The sequence below is a fragment of the Pseudophaeobacter sp. TrK17 genome, assembly GCF_042192375.1.
Taxonomy (GTDB): domain Bacteria; phylum Pseudomonadota; class Alphaproteobacteria; order Rhodobacterales; family Rhodobacteraceae; genus Pseudophaeobacter.
Window position 1 is genome coordinate 254346 of record NZ_CP071700.1, and the last position, 14436, is coordinate 268781.

General features: G+C 59.7%; 14 protein-coding genes. 9 read left to right on the plus strand and 5 right to left on the minus strand.

Annotation, left to right across the window (positions count from 1 at the left end; translation table 11 throughout):
* Positions 1-164: 164 nt before the first annotated feature.
* Positions 165-1487, minus strand: a complete 1323-nt coding sequence (locus tag JZI28_RS01205) for an ammonium transporter (protein ID WP_295454214.1) — start codon at positions 1485-1487, stop codon at positions 165-167.
* Positions 1488-1510: 23 nt separating this feature from the next.
* Complete coding sequence (locus JZI28_RS01210) at positions 1511-1849, minus strand: P-II family nitrogen regulator (protein WP_295454216.1); 339 nt, start codon at positions 1847-1849, stop codon at positions 1511-1513.
* 283 nt (positions 1850-2132) lie between these two features.
* On the opposite strand from JZI28_RS01210, the gene JZI28_RS01215 reads away from it, so the two are divergent.
* A complete protein-coding gene (locus tag JZI28_RS01215) occupies positions 2133-4385 on the plus strand; it encodes a transglycosylase domain-containing protein (protein ID WP_375698970.1) in 2253 nt (750 codons plus the stop codon).
* A 98-nt stretch (positions 4386-4483) separates the two neighbouring features.
* On the opposite strand, the gene JZI28_RS01220 is transcribed toward JZI28_RS01215, so the two are convergent.
* Both JZI28_RS01220 and JZI28_RS01225 read right to left on the minus strand, forming a co-directional pair.
* The gene (locus tag JZI28_RS01220; RefSeq protein ID WP_348153781.1) at positions 4484-5074 is read right to left on the minus strand and encodes a phospholipid-binding protein MlaC; all 591 of its coding nucleotides are present in this window, start codon (positions 5072-5074) and stop codon (positions 4484-4486) included.
* A gap of 3 nt (positions 5075-5077) precedes the next feature.
* Positions 5078-5839 carry a VacJ family lipoprotein gene (locus tag JZI28_RS01225; protein ID WP_375698971.1) on the minus strand — a complete coding sequence of 254 codons (762 nt, stop codon included), beginning with the start codon at positions 5837-5839 and terminating at the stop codon, positions 5078-5080.
* A 194-nt stretch (positions 5840-6033) separates the two neighbouring features.
* On the opposite strand from JZI28_RS01225, the gene JZI28_RS01230 reads away from it, so the two are divergent.
* From JZI28_RS01230 to JZI28_RS01255, 6 genes are all read left to right on the plus strand, one after another.
* Positions 6034-7767 (plus strand): type I secretion system permease/ATPase, encoded by a 1734-nt coding sequence (locus JZI28_RS01230; protein WP_375698972.1) that lies wholly within the window; start codon positions 6034-6036, stop codon positions 7765-7767.
* Positions 7764-9068: an HlyD family type I secretion periplasmic adaptor subunit gene (locus tag JZI28_RS01235; RefSeq protein ID WP_375698973.1), complete on the plus strand. Its 1305-nt coding sequence runs from the start codon at positions 7764-7766 to the stop codon at positions 9066-9068. Before JZI28_RS01230 ends, JZI28_RS01235 begins: the two co-directional genes overlap by 4 nt.
* Before the next feature lie 98 nt (positions 9069-9166).
* Positions 9167-9625 (plus strand): RidA family protein, encoded by a 459-nt coding sequence (locus tag JZI28_RS01240; protein ID WP_375698974.1) that lies wholly within the window; start codon positions 9167-9169, stop codon positions 9623-9625.
* The gene (locus JZI28_RS01245; RefSeq protein ID WP_375698975.1) at positions 9622-10395 is read left to right on the plus strand and encodes a glycerophosphodiester phosphodiesterase family protein; all 774 of its coding nucleotides are present in this window, start codon (positions 9622-9624) and stop codon (positions 10393-10395) included. The genes JZI28_RS01240 and JZI28_RS01245 overlap by 4 nt, the downstream gene beginning before the upstream one ends.
* A gap of 46 nt (positions 10396-10441) precedes the next feature.
* Positions 10442-11629, plus strand: a complete 1188-nt coding sequence (locus JZI28_RS01250; protein WP_375698976.1) for a GNAT family N-acetyltransferase — start codon at positions 10442-10444, stop codon at positions 11627-11629.
* Positions 11626-11919 carry a 4a-hydroxytetrahydrobiopterin dehydratase gene (locus tag JZI28_RS01255; RefSeq protein ID WP_295454235.1) on the plus strand — a complete coding sequence of 98 codons (294 nt, stop codon included), beginning with the start codon at positions 11626-11628 and terminating at the stop codon, positions 11917-11919. Before JZI28_RS01250 ends, JZI28_RS01255 begins: the two co-directional genes overlap by 4 nt.
* Before the next feature lie 88 nt (positions 11920-12007).
* On the opposite strand, the gene JZI28_RS01260 is transcribed toward JZI28_RS01255, so the two are convergent.
* Positions 12008-12496: a peroxiredoxin gene (locus JZI28_RS01260; protein ID WP_295454238.1), complete on the minus strand. Its 489-nt coding sequence runs from the start codon at positions 12494-12496 to the stop codon at positions 12008-12010.
* A gap of 99 nt (positions 12497-12595) precedes the next feature.
* Between JZI28_RS01260 and JZI28_RS01265 the strand changes: the two genes are divergently transcribed.
* Positions 12596-13807 carry an NAD(P)/FAD-dependent oxidoreductase gene (locus JZI28_RS01265; protein WP_375698977.1) on the plus strand — a complete coding sequence of 404 codons (1212 nt, stop codon included), beginning with the start codon at positions 12596-12598 and terminating at the stop codon, positions 13805-13807.
* Positions 13804-14364, plus strand: a complete 561-nt coding sequence (rsmD, locus tag JZI28_RS01270; RefSeq protein WP_375698978.1) for a 16S rRNA (guanine(966)-N(2))-methyltransferase RsmD — start codon at positions 13804-13806, stop codon at positions 14362-14364. Before JZI28_RS01265 ends, rsmD begins: the two co-directional genes overlap by 4 nt.
* Positions 14365-14436 lie beyond the last annotated feature (72 nt).

Below are 14436 nucleotides of genomic sequence, written 5' to 3' on the forward strand. Positions count from 1 at the left end.
TCCAGTCAGCCAGGTTTTGAAAGTACAAAGCGCGCCCCCTGGGGCGCGTTTTTGTGTTTGCAAAGCAGGCCCCGCCCGAAAAGCGCCCGTGGAGGGGCCAAACGAAAAAAAACGCGACCCCAGGGGGCCGCGTTTTCTGTGTTCTGCTCATAGGTCTTTGGGCGTTAGCCTGCTTTGAATTCAGGGTAGGCTTCCATACCCAGCTCTGCCATGTCGAGCCCGTTGATCTCGTCTTCTTCGCTGACGCGGATGCCCATGGTGGACTTCAGGATCAGCCAGACAATGCCGGAGACGATGAAGGTGAAGGCACCGATGGCAACAAAGCCGGTGATCTGGGTCACGAAGGAAGTGTCGGCGGTGTAGAAGGGAACCGCAAAGGTACCCCAGAGACCGGCAACCAGGTGAACCGGGATTGCGCCAACAACGTCATCGATTTTCAGCTTGTCCAGCATCGGTACAACAAAGACCACGATCACACCGCCAACAGCACCAATCCACAGAGCGCCAAACAGGGTTGGGTCAAGCGGGCCGGCAGTGATGGAGACCAGACCAGCCAAGGCGCCGTTCAGGGTCATGGTGAGGTCGGGCTTTTTGAACATGACCTGGGTCAGGATCAGGGCGGTGACGGCACCAGACGCAGCAGCCATATTGGTGTTGGCAAAGATGCGGGAGATGTCAGTGATATCGCCCACGGTGCCCATCGCCAGCTGCGAGCCACCGTTGAAACCAAACCAGCCGAGCCACAGGATAAAGGTACCCAAGGTTGCCAGCGCCAGGTTGGAACCAGGCATCGGGATGGTTTTGTCGCCTTTGTATTTACCGATACGTGGGCCGAGGATCAGAGCGCCTGCCAGGGCTGCAAAGCCACCTGCTGCGTGCACCACGGTCGAGCCGGCAAAGTCAGAGAAACCCATTTCCGAGAGGAAGCCGCCGCCCCACTGCCAGGATGCGCCGATGGGGTAGATGATACCGGTCAGCACAGCCACAAAGATCAGGAAGGGCCAGAGTTTGATACGCTCCGCCAGGGTGCCCGAAACAATCGAGGCCGTGGTGGCGCAGAACATCAGCTGGAAGAAGAAATCAGAGCCAACCGAGGCATAGTCCAGGGAGGCATCCGCTGCGTCCAGACCAACAGCTTCCAACGCGGTGGGCGAGAAGGCACCAAGGATGCCGCCAATCGACCAGGCGTCGCCGGGGTACATCAGGTTAAAGCCAACCAGCCAGTACATAATGGCGGCAATCGAGAACAGCGCGATGTTCTTGGTTAGCTGCATGGTGACGTTCTTGGAGCGTACCAGACCGGCTTCGAGCATGGCAAAACCAGCAGCCATCCAGAACACCATAAAGCCACCAATCAGGAACAGCAGCGTGGTAAAGATATAGGGGGTGATATCAGCGGGGGCAGCGGCAGCGGCCTCATCCGCCAGGGCCAGGCCCGGCAGGGTGGTCAGCGCCAGGGCTGACAAAGAGAGAGAGAATTTACGCATCAGTTTTCCTCCAAATGCGGCGCTTAAAGCGCGTCTTGATTGGTTTCGCCGGTGCGCACCCGCAGGGCATGCTCCACGTCGATTACAAAGATCTTGCCATCACCGATCTTGCCGGTGCGGGCGGTATTGGCGATGGTTTCAACCACTTGCTCCGCGAGGCCGGCAGAGACCACGATTTCCAGCTTCAGCTTGGGGACAAAGTTCACTTCGTACTCGGCGCCGCGGTAGATTTCGGTATGGCCAGCCTGGGCGCCAAAGCCTTTGACTTCGGAAACCATCAACCCGGAAACGCCGATACCTGTCAGTGCTTCGCGGACGTCCTCCAGTTTGAAGGGTTTGATGGCTGCGATGATCATTTTCATTTCGACATCCTCGTCTTGGAAAGGTGCCTGTCACCAAGGGATCTGGCTGTTGCACCCGCGTATTTGCAATTGCAGAAAAACCAAGCCGCCGAGTCGGGGGAACCGGAGCAGTGGTTTTGCAGGTGCAGCACGGAGGCGTCGGTTAAAAAAGGAGCGCAAAATTGTAAATCTGCTCGAAAATTAGGCGGCAAGAGAAGCTATTTTCCCCTTAAACCGCCTCTCTACAAAGCAGGGCAGAGAGGGTAGAGTGGTAAAAACGGGCAAACCGGGCAGGATTGTGAAGATGGCGCAGGGTTCAGGGCGAAAGCCACTGGTGGCGGAAAAACGCTATGCAAAGGCAGGGGGCAAACGGCCTGCCAAACGACGTGGAGGGCTTTGGGGGCTGCTGTTTGGCAGGCCAAAGGCAAAACCGCGGCCCAAGCCTAAAGCGAAACCTCGACCTCAGTCCCGGTCTAACCCCCAGCGACCAGCCTCGGCGCGGCAAAAGCCGACGCGCCCCCGTAAGCCACGTGGTGTGATTGGGACTTTGTTGATGCCGGTGCGCTGGCTATTGCGGCTGATCTGGAGCTTTTCCTGGCGGGTTGGGTTTATCGTTCTCACCCTGGTGGGCATGGCAGTGGGCTATCAGGTGCTGAACCTGCCAGAGGTCTCAACCCTATTGGATGGCCGCGCGCACGGCTCTGTCACCCTGCTGGACCATGAGGGCGACGTCTTTGCCTGGCGGGGAGATCAGTTTGGTGGTGTGGTGACCGCGCAGACGGTCTCACCCTATCTGAAAAACGCGATCGTCGCGACCGAAGACAAACGGTTCTACCGCCACTTTGGGATTTCGCCCCGTGGTGTGGCCTCAGCGGTGCGGATCAATCTGAGCGAAGGGCGCGGTCCGCTGTCGGGGCATGGGGGCTCCACCATTACCCAACAGACGGCCAAGTTGCTCTGCCTCGGGCGGGTCTATGATCCCACAGAATGGGAGAATGAGGCCGACTATGAGAAAGACTGTCGCCAGGGGTCGCTGTGGCGCAAGGGCACTGAGGCTATCTATGCGCTGGCCATGGAGGTCAAATATAGCAAGGACGAGATCCTTTCGATCTATATGAACCGCGCCTACATGGGCGGTGGCGCCTACGGGGCGGAGGCTGCGGCGCAGCGCTATTTTGGCAAATCTGCTAACCAGCTGAGCGCCGCGGAAGGGGCGATGCTGGCGGGATTGCTGACCGCGCCGTCCTCGCTGGCGCCGACCAATAATCTCAAGCGGTCGCAGGATCGTGCAGCGACCGTGCTGCGCCTGATGCAGGAGCAGGGCTACATTAGCCAGGCCGATGCCAAAGCGGGGCAGGATCATCCGGCGCGGCTCAGCCAGGCGGCAGAGGCGCGGGCAGGTGGCTATTTCGCAGACTGGATCATGGACAGTGTGCCCAGCTATTTTGGCGCCCAAACGTCGGAAGACGTGGTGATCCGCACCACTATGGACCAACGGCTGCAAACCGCCGCCGAAGAAGCGATGACCTATGTGTTTGAAAACAAGGTCCGCAAGGGGTCCAAGGCGCAGGCGGCAATTGTGGTGATGAGCGCGGATGGCGCGGTGCGTGCCATGGTTGGCGGACGCAAGACCCGGGTTTCTGGCGTGTTCAACCGCGCCACCCAGGCAAAGCGGCAAACCGGCTCGGCGTTCAAACCCTTTGTCTATGCAACCGCGCTGGAGCTGGGCTATTCGCCGCTCGATATCCTGTTGGATACGGAATATTGCCTGGACCTGCCCGGATCTGGCGAATGGTGTCCCAAGAACTATACTCGTAAATACTATGGTGAGGTGACGCTGGCCCGTGCCCTAAGGGATTCGCTGAATATTCCCGCCGTGAAGCTTTCCGAAGCCGTGGGCCGGGATCTTGTGCGTCGGGTTGCCAGCGATTTTGGCATTGATAACGAAATGGCCGAAGGGCCGGCGCTGGCGCTGGGGGCCTCGGAAAGCACGCTTCTGGAAATGACGGGCGCCTATGCCGGGATCCTCAATGGCGGCTCTTCGGTGACGCCCTACGGCGTCAGCGAGCTGCGCCTGGCCACCGATACAGAACCCTTGATGGGGCGCAGTGGTGGCATGGGCGAGCGGGTGATCCGTACCAAGGCAGCGCAGCAGCTGGTTTGGATGATGGAGAAGGTCATCGCTGAGGGCACCGGACGTCGGGCGCAGATCCCCGGTTGGCAGGCGGCCGGGAAATCCGGCACCACCCAGGCTGCGCGTGATGCCTGGTTCATCGGCTTTACCGCAGATTATGTGGCTGGTGTCTGGATGGGCTACGATGACAACACGCCCTTGAGCGGTGTCACCGGCGGTGGTCTGCCAGCGGAGATCTGGCACGAAGCCATGGTACGGGTGCATGAGGGGCTGACACCAGAACCCCTGCCGATGTTGGCGCCTGACCCCATTGCGCCTCCTGTGCAGCCGGCTCCGCAACGGCGGCGCGACCGGATCCAGCCGGGCCGCGAGATCGGCCGGGCGGTGGATGGGCTTTTGCGCGATATCTTTGGCCGCAACTAGCCCGCCTGTTAGCCGACTTGTCTGCTGCGTAGCAAAAAAGAAAAGGCTCCCGGTTGGGAGCCTTTTGTCTGTGATGATCAGATCTTGCGCGACTGGCCTTAGCTTTGGCGCTTCAACTCGGCAATCATTGCGTCGATATCGCCTTTGTTGCTGTCCAGGATCGCACCAATCTCGGTACGCTCGGTCAGCAGCAGGTTCACCCCTTCGATATACATATTAAAGAAGAGATCCTTGCCGGAGCGGTCAGAAACCAGAAAGGTGACCTCAAAAGGGGCTTGCCCCTGCAGAAAGGCGGTGGTGCTGACTTCGTACCACTTCTTGACCCGCTTGACGCTTTTCACTTCCAGGCTGCCACCGATGAATTCGCGGAAGCGTTTGCCGTATTTGCGGGAGATATAGCCCTGGAAGGTCTTGGAGAAATTCCGTTTTTGGGCAGCAGAGGCCCGGCGGGCATCAACGCCAAGCGCATAGGCCGCAATATAGGAGGTGTCGCTGTAGCGTTTGAAGATCCGTTCAAACTCGCGGAACATGGCATTTTCCGCCTTGCCCGACGCGATGACCTTATTGATGTCGGTGACGAGGCTGTTGATCAAACTGCTGGCGCCAGCTTCGTTCAAAGCCCAAAGGGGGGCCGCAGGCACAAGCGCCGCGCTGGCAGTGAGACCGGTCAGAAAGCTGCGGCGATGCATCATTTAAAATCCTTCAGTATCTAGTTCAAAGGGATCAATTTCACTGATCTCGGCCGTTTCACCCAGCTCGAAGCGCCGGTTCTGCAGATACAGCAGGCGGGCCTGGGCATAGCTGTCGGCACTTTCATAGAGAATCGAATCCACGGTATCTGAATATCTGCCACGATCGCCCATGCGACGCACTATCTCTGCGTAAATGCTGATGTTATCGGCGGGATTGTTCCGAGCGTAGCCAATGGGGTTGGTGAAGAAATCGACCAAAATACCCGTGGCATCCCGCGCGGTGGAGGGGCCATAAAGCGGCAGTTCAACATAGGCGCCTTCCCCGACACCCCAGACAGCCAGTGTTTTGCCAAAATCGGTATCTACCTGGGGAAGGTTGAATTCGGTGGAAGGATCCGCAAGGCCCAGGAAGCCAATTGTTGTGTTCATGGCGAACCGGGCCAAAGCCTGCCCGGCCAGCTTGGGGTTGCCTTGCAGCAGGGCATTGACGGCTTGCCCCGGCATCGACAGGTTCCGAGCGAAGGAAGAAAAGCTGGTCACCATAGGCTCGGGGACGATGGTCACATAGCCCTTGGAGGCGGGCCGAAAGGCGTAGCGATCTACCGCCAGGTTAAAGCTGTGCACAGACCGGTTGGTGTTTTCATAGGGGTCAAAAACCTCGCCAGCAGCCCTGGCCTCAGGGCTTTGTGTGGCGCAGCCTGCCAGTGACAGAACCATAGCAAGCGCAGCAAAAACAAAACGAGGTTTGGTGAAAAGTCGCATTCGGTATGTGATCCAGTTAATTCGCTATTTGAGAAACACGCGCGGCCTATTTAAAGACAATCCGGCAGATTCCCACTTTCGACAGCAATTTGTTTGCACGTTTGTGGCAGATTCGGAACAGGTTTCCCCAGATTTGTAGGTGGCGAAGGGTCTAATATGTCGCGGGCGGTTTGAACAGGTAGAGCGTGGTCAATATGACAAATAAAACATTTAAGCCTGGTTACGATGAGCTTACGGCCTGCCGCCGCCAAAGCCGTGGCCTGTACTGGGCCGTTGGTATTTTTAGTATCTTTGTAAATCTGCTGATGCTGACGGGGCCGCTCTATATGATGCAGGTCTATGATCGCGTGCTTGGCAGTGGGTCGGAGGCGACCCTGGTGGCCCTGTCGCTGCTGGTCCTGTTTCTTTATGGCATGATGGGGCTTCTGGACTACGTGCGTGGTCGGGTGCTGGCACGGATTGGCGCCCGGTTTCAGGCGCAACTGGACAAACGGGTGTTTGACGCCATGGTCCGCCGTTCCGCAGTGGCCCAGGACCCGGTTGCCCAGACCGGGACTGCAGATCTGGAGGCAATTCAGAGACTGATGTCTTCACCGGTTTTGGGCGCTGCGTTTGATTTACCCTCGACGCCTTTCTTTCTCGCTGGGATTGCCCTGTTCCACCCCTGGCTGGGATTGCTGGCCCTGGGGGGCGGTGCGGTTTTGGTTGCGGTGGCGTTGCTCAATCAGGTGTTCAGCCGTGCGCCGTTGCAAAAGGCGGCGGTTTCCTCCCATCGCGCCAATCTCTCTTCTGAGGAAATTCGCGGCGAGGCAGAGATGATCCAATCCATGGGCATGCGCGGCGCCGCGTTTCAGCGCTGGCAGAAAATTCGCAAAGCGGCCCTGAAAGACACGCTGAGCGCCAATGATACCGGCGGCGGCTTCACCACTCTGACCAAGACACTGCGACTGTTTCTACAATCCGCAATGCTGGGCTTGGGGGCCTATCTGGCGCTGCAGGGGGAGGTTTCGCCGGGGGCGATGATTGCGGGGTCGATATTGATGGGGCGCGCCCTGGCACCAATCGAGCTGGGGCTGGGGCAATGGGCTCTGGTGCAGCGCGCCATCAAAGGCTGGCATTCCCTGGCGGAGCTGCTGACCAAGGTTCCGCCTGAGGTCGAGCGCATGGCACTGCCACAGCCCGAAGCGCGTCTGGAGGTTCAGGCGCTGGCGGTGGTGCCACCGGGGGAGAGCCGGGCACAGCTGCGCAACGTCAGTTTCCGGGTCGAGCCGGGCCAGGCGATTGGGGTCATTGGCCCCTCGGGGTCGGGCAAATCGACGCTGGCCAAGGCACTGACGGGGGCCTGGAAACCAGCTGCCGGCACCGTGCGCCTGGATGGCGCGGCACTGGACCAATACGACCCGGATGTTTTGGGGCGGCATTTTGGCTATCTGCCGCAGCGTGTGCAGTTGTTTGACGGCACCATTGCGCAGAATATCGCGCGCCTGGCTGAGGAGCCGGATGCCGAAAAAGTCGTGGCCGCAGCCAAGAAAGCAGCAGCCCATGAGATGATCGTCAACCTGCCGGATGGCTACGACACCCGCGTATCTGCGGGGGGCGGGCGCCTGTCAGGTGGACAGATGCAGCGCGTGGCCCTGGCCCGAGCGCTTTATGACATGCCGGTGATTGTGATCCTGGATGAGCCCAACTCGAACCTTGATAACGAAGGCTCGGTGGCTCTGAATCAGGCGATCAAGGCACTCAAGGCTGCGGGTCAGTCGGTGCTCATCATGGCGCACCGCCCGGCAGCTATACAGGAATGTGAGATGCTCCTGGTGATCGACAACGGCGTGCAAACCGCCTTTGGGCCCAAGGATAAGGTGTTACAGGAAATGGTGGCCAATCATCAGTCCATCCGCAAGACGGCTGGCACGGGAGGTGTGCAATGAGCCAGAACAGCGAATGGTCCGCCCGCAAGCCCCTGCTGATCGGGAGCCTGAGCCTGCTTATCCTGTTGGGCGGTTTTGGGACCTGGGCGGTGATGTCGTCTATTGCCGAGGCGATTGTTGCCTCTGGCCGTATCGAGGTGGATCGCAACCGGCAGGTTGTGCAGCATCTGGATGGCGGGATCGTCGCCGAGATCCTGGTGGATGAGGGCGACAGCGTCGCTCTCGGCCAGATGTTGCTACGTCTCGACGCCAAGGAGTTGCGCTCGCAACTGGCCATCACCGAGGGCCAGTTGTTTGAGATGATGGCGCGGCGTGGGCGGCTGGAAGCGGAACGTGACAGCGCCAAAGAGGTTACCTTTGATGCAGAGCTGTTGGCCCTGACCGAGACCCGTCCGGCGGTGCAGGATTTGATCGAGGGGCAGCGCCGTTTGTTTGTGGCCCGCGAAGAATCCATTGCCCGTGAAATTGAACAGCTGAACAAACGCAGTTCGCAGACGCGGGATCAGATCACCGGGATCAAGGCACAGCAGGCCTCGATGGAGTTGCAGCTGGAGTTGATCGCCGAGGAGCTGAAGAACCAGACAATTCTGCTGGACCGGGGGCTGGCGCAGGCGGGGACTGTGCTCAACCTACGCCGCACCGAGGCCGATCTGAGTGGCCGTTTGGGAGAGCTGATCGCCACCGAGGCCCAGGCCTTGGGGCGGATTACCGAGACTGAGATCGTGATCCTGAAACTGGGCTCGACCCGGCGGGAAGAGGCGATCACCCAGCTGCGCGATCTGCGGTTTCAGGAATTGGAGCTGGGCGAAAACCGCCGCACCCTGCTGGAGCGCCTGGACCGGCTGGATATCACCGCACCGGTTTCGGGAATTGTCTATGACATGCAGGTTCACACCCCCCGTTCGGTAATCCGGGCGGCAGACCCGGTGCTGTATCTGGTGCCGCAGGACCGCCCGCTGGTGATCGTGGCGCAGGTGTCGCCCACGGATATCGAACAGATCTATGTCGGGCAGGATGTGACGCTGAAATTTTCGTCTCTGGATCAGCGCAATACCCCGGATCTCTATGGTAAGGTCATGCAGGTCTCGGCGGATGCATTTGAGGACCAGAACACCAGGGCCTCTTTTTACCGGGCTGAAATAGAACTGAACGCAGAGGAGGCGCAGCGCCTGCCCAAAGGTACGGTGCTTATTCCCGGCATGCCGGTGGAAAGCTACATCCGCACTCAGGATCGTTCGCCGCTGACCTATCTGGTGAAACCCCTGGCCGACTATTTTGTCAAAGCCTTTCGCGAAGACTGATGCCCCGGTGCTGGTGGCTGTTGTCGTTTTTGCTCTTTCCGGCGCGGGTCATCAGCGCTAGCGTCGCCGCGAAACATCGGCGTTGAAGGAGCGTGACCATGAGCATCGAAGCAAACCTAAAAGACCTGGGCATCACCCTGCCAGAGGCCCCGGCCCCGGCGGCCAACTATGTGCCTTTTGTCGTTGCGGGTGACATGGTCTATGTCTCCGGGCAGATCTCTGCGGATGAAAACGGCTTGATCACCGGCACCCTGGGCGCGGATCTGGATGTGGAGGCCGGTCAGGCCGCCGCCAAGCGCTGTGCCATCTCCCTGCTGGCGCAGCTGAAAGCCGCCTGCGGTGGCGATCTTGAACGCCTGGTGCGGGTGGTGAAGCTGGGCGCATTTGTCAATTCCACTGCGGATTTCACCCAGCAGCCACAGGTGGTAAATGGCGCGTCAGATTTCCTGGTTGCTGCACTGGGTGACGCTGGCCGCCACGCGCGCTCGGCCGTTAGCTCGCCGTCGTTGCCACTGGGGGTGGCGGTTGAAATCGACGCGGTGTTCCAGATCAAATGATCCCAAAACTCCCTGCTGACCTGCTGTCGCTGCCGGTTGCCCATCGGGCGCTGCATGATGTGACGGATGGACGGCCTGAAAACAGCCGCGCGGCCATCCGCGCGGCAATTGCGGCGGGCTATGCGATCGAAATTGATTTGCAGCGCTCCAGCGATGGCTGTCCCATGGTGTTTCATGACGACGACCTGGACCGCCTGACCGAGGCCACAGGTTTGGTCGCGGCCCGCAGCCGGGCAGAGCTGGAACAGATCCCGCTAAAAGGTGGCGACGGCGAGTGTATACCGACCCTGGCCGAGGTGCTGGATCTGGTGGCCGGTCAGGTGCCGCTACTGATTGAGATTAAGGACCAGGATGGCAATCTGGGCCCCAATGTGGGCGATCTGGAAGCAGCCACAGCCAAGGTCCTGCAGGGCTATGAGGGAACAGTCGCCCTGATGTCGTTCAATCCACATTCGACCGCTGCATTGGCGCAATACGCGCCCCATATTGCGCGGGGTTTGGTGACCAGCGCGTATGACCCGACGGACTGGACCCCGGTTCCCAAAGCCATCTGTGAGCGGCTGCGCGACATCCCTGATTTTGACAGCAGCCAGTCCAGCTTTATCAGCCACGAGGTGGGGGATCTGTCGCGTCAGCGGGTGCAGGGTTTGCGCGCTGCTGGGGTGCCGGTTCTATGCTGGACGGTGAAAAGCCGTGCAGCCGAGGACGAGGCGCGCAAATGGGTGGATAATGTTACTTTTGAACAATATCTTTCGCCGCTGCCGGCTTGATCAACGCGATACGCTGCTCAAATAGTGTCAGGAGCAGGGAGAGTTTATGGATCACAAACCAGTTGAAATTCGCGTGCTTGGCAGCCTGTCGCAGATTGCGGCAGCGGATTGGGATGCCTGTGCCTGCCCGGAAGCCTCTGATGGCGGGCGTCCTTTGGATCCCTTTACCACCTACCGGTTTCTCAGCGCGTTAGAGCAAAGCGGGTCGGTAGGGCCGGGCACGGGATGGCAGCCGCAATATCTGACTGCCTCTCTCGACGGGGCCTTGATCGCCTGCGCGCCGCTCTATGCCAAATCGCACAGCCAGGGCGAATATATCTTTGATCACAACTGGGGCCATGCCTATGAGCAGGCCGGCGGGCGCTATTATCCCAAGCTGCAGATCGCAGTGCCCTTTACCCCGGCCACGGGGCGGCGGTTGCTGGTGCGGCCCGGCTATGAGGGCATTGGCCAGTCGGCCCTGGTGCAGGGGGCGGTGCAGCTGGCGGGCGACAACCAGGTCTCATCCCTGCATGTGACCTTTTGCACCTCTGAAGAGGCGCAGATCGGCACTGAGATGGGGCTGATGCCACGGGTCAGCCAACAGTTTCACTGGCTCAACGATGGTTATGCGGATTTTGACGGCTTTCTGGCGGAGCTGTCGTCGCGCAAGCGTAAAAATATCCGCAAGGAACGCGCCCAGGCTCAGAGCTTTGGTGGCACAATCCACAGCTATACCGGGGAACAGCTCCGCCCGGAGCACTGGGATGCCTTCTGGGCCTTTTATCAGGATACCGGATCGCGCAAATGGGGCACACCCTATCTGACGCGGGAGTTCTTTTCGATCATTCACGAAACCATGGCGGATGATCTGCATCTTATTTTGGCGGAACGCGATGGTTATCCGGTTGCGGGGGCGTTGAATTTCATCGGGCGTGAGACCCTATATGGGCGCTACTGGGGCTGCCTGGAACATCACCCCTGTTTACACTTTGAATTATGCTACTATCAGGCCATTGATTTTGCCATTGCCAATCAGCTGTTACGGGTTGAGGCTGGCGCGCAGGGCGAACACAAACTGGCGCGTGGCTACCTGCCAGTGGAGACACACAGCCTGCATTGGATCGGCGATGCAGGGTTTGCCGAGGCCGTTGGCCGGTATCTGGAAGCCGAGCGGGCAGCGGTGGCAGAAGAGGTCGAGGTGCTGACCAGCTATGGGCCGTTTCGCAAAGCAGAAGTGGAGGAACAGGAATGACCGAGAAACTATCAGAGGCCACGCGCGGGCCGCTACTGGATCCGCTGTTTGCAACCGGATGGCAGATGGTCGAGGGGCGCGATGCCCTGACCAAGACCTTCACGTTTGACAGTTTTGTCGACGCCTTTGGCTGGATGACCCGTGCCGCGATCTGGGCTGAAAAATGGGACCACCATCCAGAATGGAGCAATATCTACAATCAGGTAACGGTCGTGCTCACCACCCATGACGTGGAGGGGGTCTCGGCACTGGATGCCAAGCTGGCGCGGAAATTCGATAGCCTGGTCTGAAATTTTGGCATTAAATTTTGGCCGGAAACTCTGGTCTGAGATCAAAAATGCGGCTGCCCAAGCGATAGGCTCGGGCAGCCGTTTTGCATCAGCCAATCGAGGCCAGCAGGCCTTCGCCAGCAGAGAGTTCGCACTGACCGGGATTTTCTTCCATGTTGAGCTGGGTCACGACGCCATCCTCAACCAGCATTGCATAGCGCAGCGAGCGGCCAATCAGCCCGGCGGGCGGCGCGTCAAAGCGCATGCCGATTGCATCGGTAAAGGCGCTTTCGGCATCGGCCAGCATGGAAATTCCGGCAGCCGTGGCGCCGGTTGCTTCGCCCCAGGCCTGCATCACAAAGGGATCATTGGCCGAGATGCAGATGATCTCGTCGACGCCTTTGGCAGCAAACTGATCCTTGGTGCGGATAAAACTGGGCACATGGGCGGAATGACAGGTTGGGGTAAAGGCGCCGGGCACCGCAAAAATTGCGACTTTGCGCCCCTTTACCTTATCGGCCATCTGCACCTGTTCGGGGCCTTCAGCGCCCATTTGGGTGAGCGTTGCATCGGGCAGTTTCTCTCCAGCAGAAATCATTGCGCGTTTCCTCTGTTGTGGTGATTGCGTTTAGGTTCTTCGCCCCTATAGGGTCACCACAACAGGAGACCAGAACCAGCGTGGGAGGCAAGAGGTGAAATGAGTCACATCATTGTGATCGGAGCAGGACAGGCAGGATCGTCCTTGGTGGCGAAGCTGCGCAAGGATGGGTTTGAAGGCGAAATCACCTTGATTGGGGCCGAAAAGACCCTGCCATATCAGCGCCCGCCGCTGTCTAAGGCCTATCTGCTGGGAGAGATGGATCTGGAGCGGCTGTTTCTGCGGCCTGAGAGTTTTTACGCTGACAACAACATTACCCTACGTCTCGGCACTGTGGTGACGGCGATTGATGCTGGGGCCAAGACCCTGAGCCTGGGCGATGAGGTGATTGCTTATGACCAGCTGGCCCTGACCACCGGATCGGATCCACGGCAGTTGCCTGCCGCTATCGGCGGTGATCTTGGCGGGGTTTTTGTGGTGCGCAGCCTGGGCGATGTTGATGCAATGGCGCCCTATGTGGGTGCAGGCAAGCGCGCCTTGATCGTTGGCGGTGGTTACATTGGGCTGGAGGCCGCAGCGGTCTGCGCCAAACGCGGGGTTGATGTCACCCTGGTGGAGATGGGCGATCGCATCCTGCAGCGGGTCGCCGCGCCCGAGACCTCTGACTATTTCCGCGCTCTGCACCGGGATCACGGTGTTACCATCCTGGAAGGCACCGGGCTGGACCATCTGGAAGGCGAGGCGGGCCAGGTGACCCACGCCGTCCTGGGCGACGGCTCCACTGTTGAGGTTGATTTTGTCGTTGTTGGCGTTGGTATCACCCCCAGCACCCAACTGGCGGCGCTGGCCGGGGTGGAGGTGGAGAATGGCATCAAGACCGATGCGCAGGGGCGCACATCTGACCCGTCGATCTGGTCCGCGGGGGATTGTGCCTCCTTCCCGTATAAAGGGGGCCGTATCCGGCTGGAAAGCGTGCCAAACGCCATTGATCAGGCGGAGGTCGTGGCGCAGAACATGATGGGCGCGGGCAAGGACTATGTGGCAACGCCCTGGTTCTGGTCGGATCAGTATGATGTCAAACTACAGATCGCCGGGTTGAACACCGGGTTTGACAATGTTGTCACCCGCGCCGGTGACGGCCGGACCACCTCGTTCTGGTACTACAAGGGCGATCAATTGGTTGCGGTGGACGCAATGAATGATCCGCGTGCCTATATGGTCGGCAAACGGCTGATCGACATGGGCAAGACGGCAGATAAGGCGGCGGTGGCAGACGCTGCGGCGGATCTGAAACCCCTGCTGAAAGCATGAGGATCATCGCCGGGGACTTTCGCGGTCGCGCCTTGGCGGCGCTGGGCAAGGGCGATGCGGGGGCCCATCTGCGTCCCACCACTGACCGGGTGCGCGAGAGCCTGTTCAACGTGCTGGCGCATCAGGTTGATTTTGACGGCATGCGGGTGCTGGATCTTTTTGCCGGCACCGGTGCGTTGGGGCTCGAGGCCCTGTCGCGCGGCGCCGAGAGCGTGACATTTGTCGATGACGGCCGGGTATCGCAGGGGCTGATCGCCAAAAACATCGACATCTGTCGCGCCGGCGATCGCGCCAGCCTGATCCGGCGCGATGCGCTGAAGCTGGGGGAGAACCCGCAGGCGTCCTTTGATGTGGTGTTTCTCGATCCCCCCTATGGCAAAGGCCTGGGGGAAAAGGCCCTGAAGGCCGCCGAGGCTGGCGGCTGGATAGCGGAGGATGCGCTGATCATCTGGGAGGAAAACGCGGCGATGTCCCCTCCCGAAGGCTATGAGCTGCGAGACGCGCGCAAATATGGCGACAGCTATATTACCCTGTTGTTGCGGGGTGTGTCAGTCTGAAACAGGCGCGGGGTAGATCGGGCGGTTTTGTGCCGGTACAGGGTTTGCATCAGGGTTTAGCGCGGGGCAGAA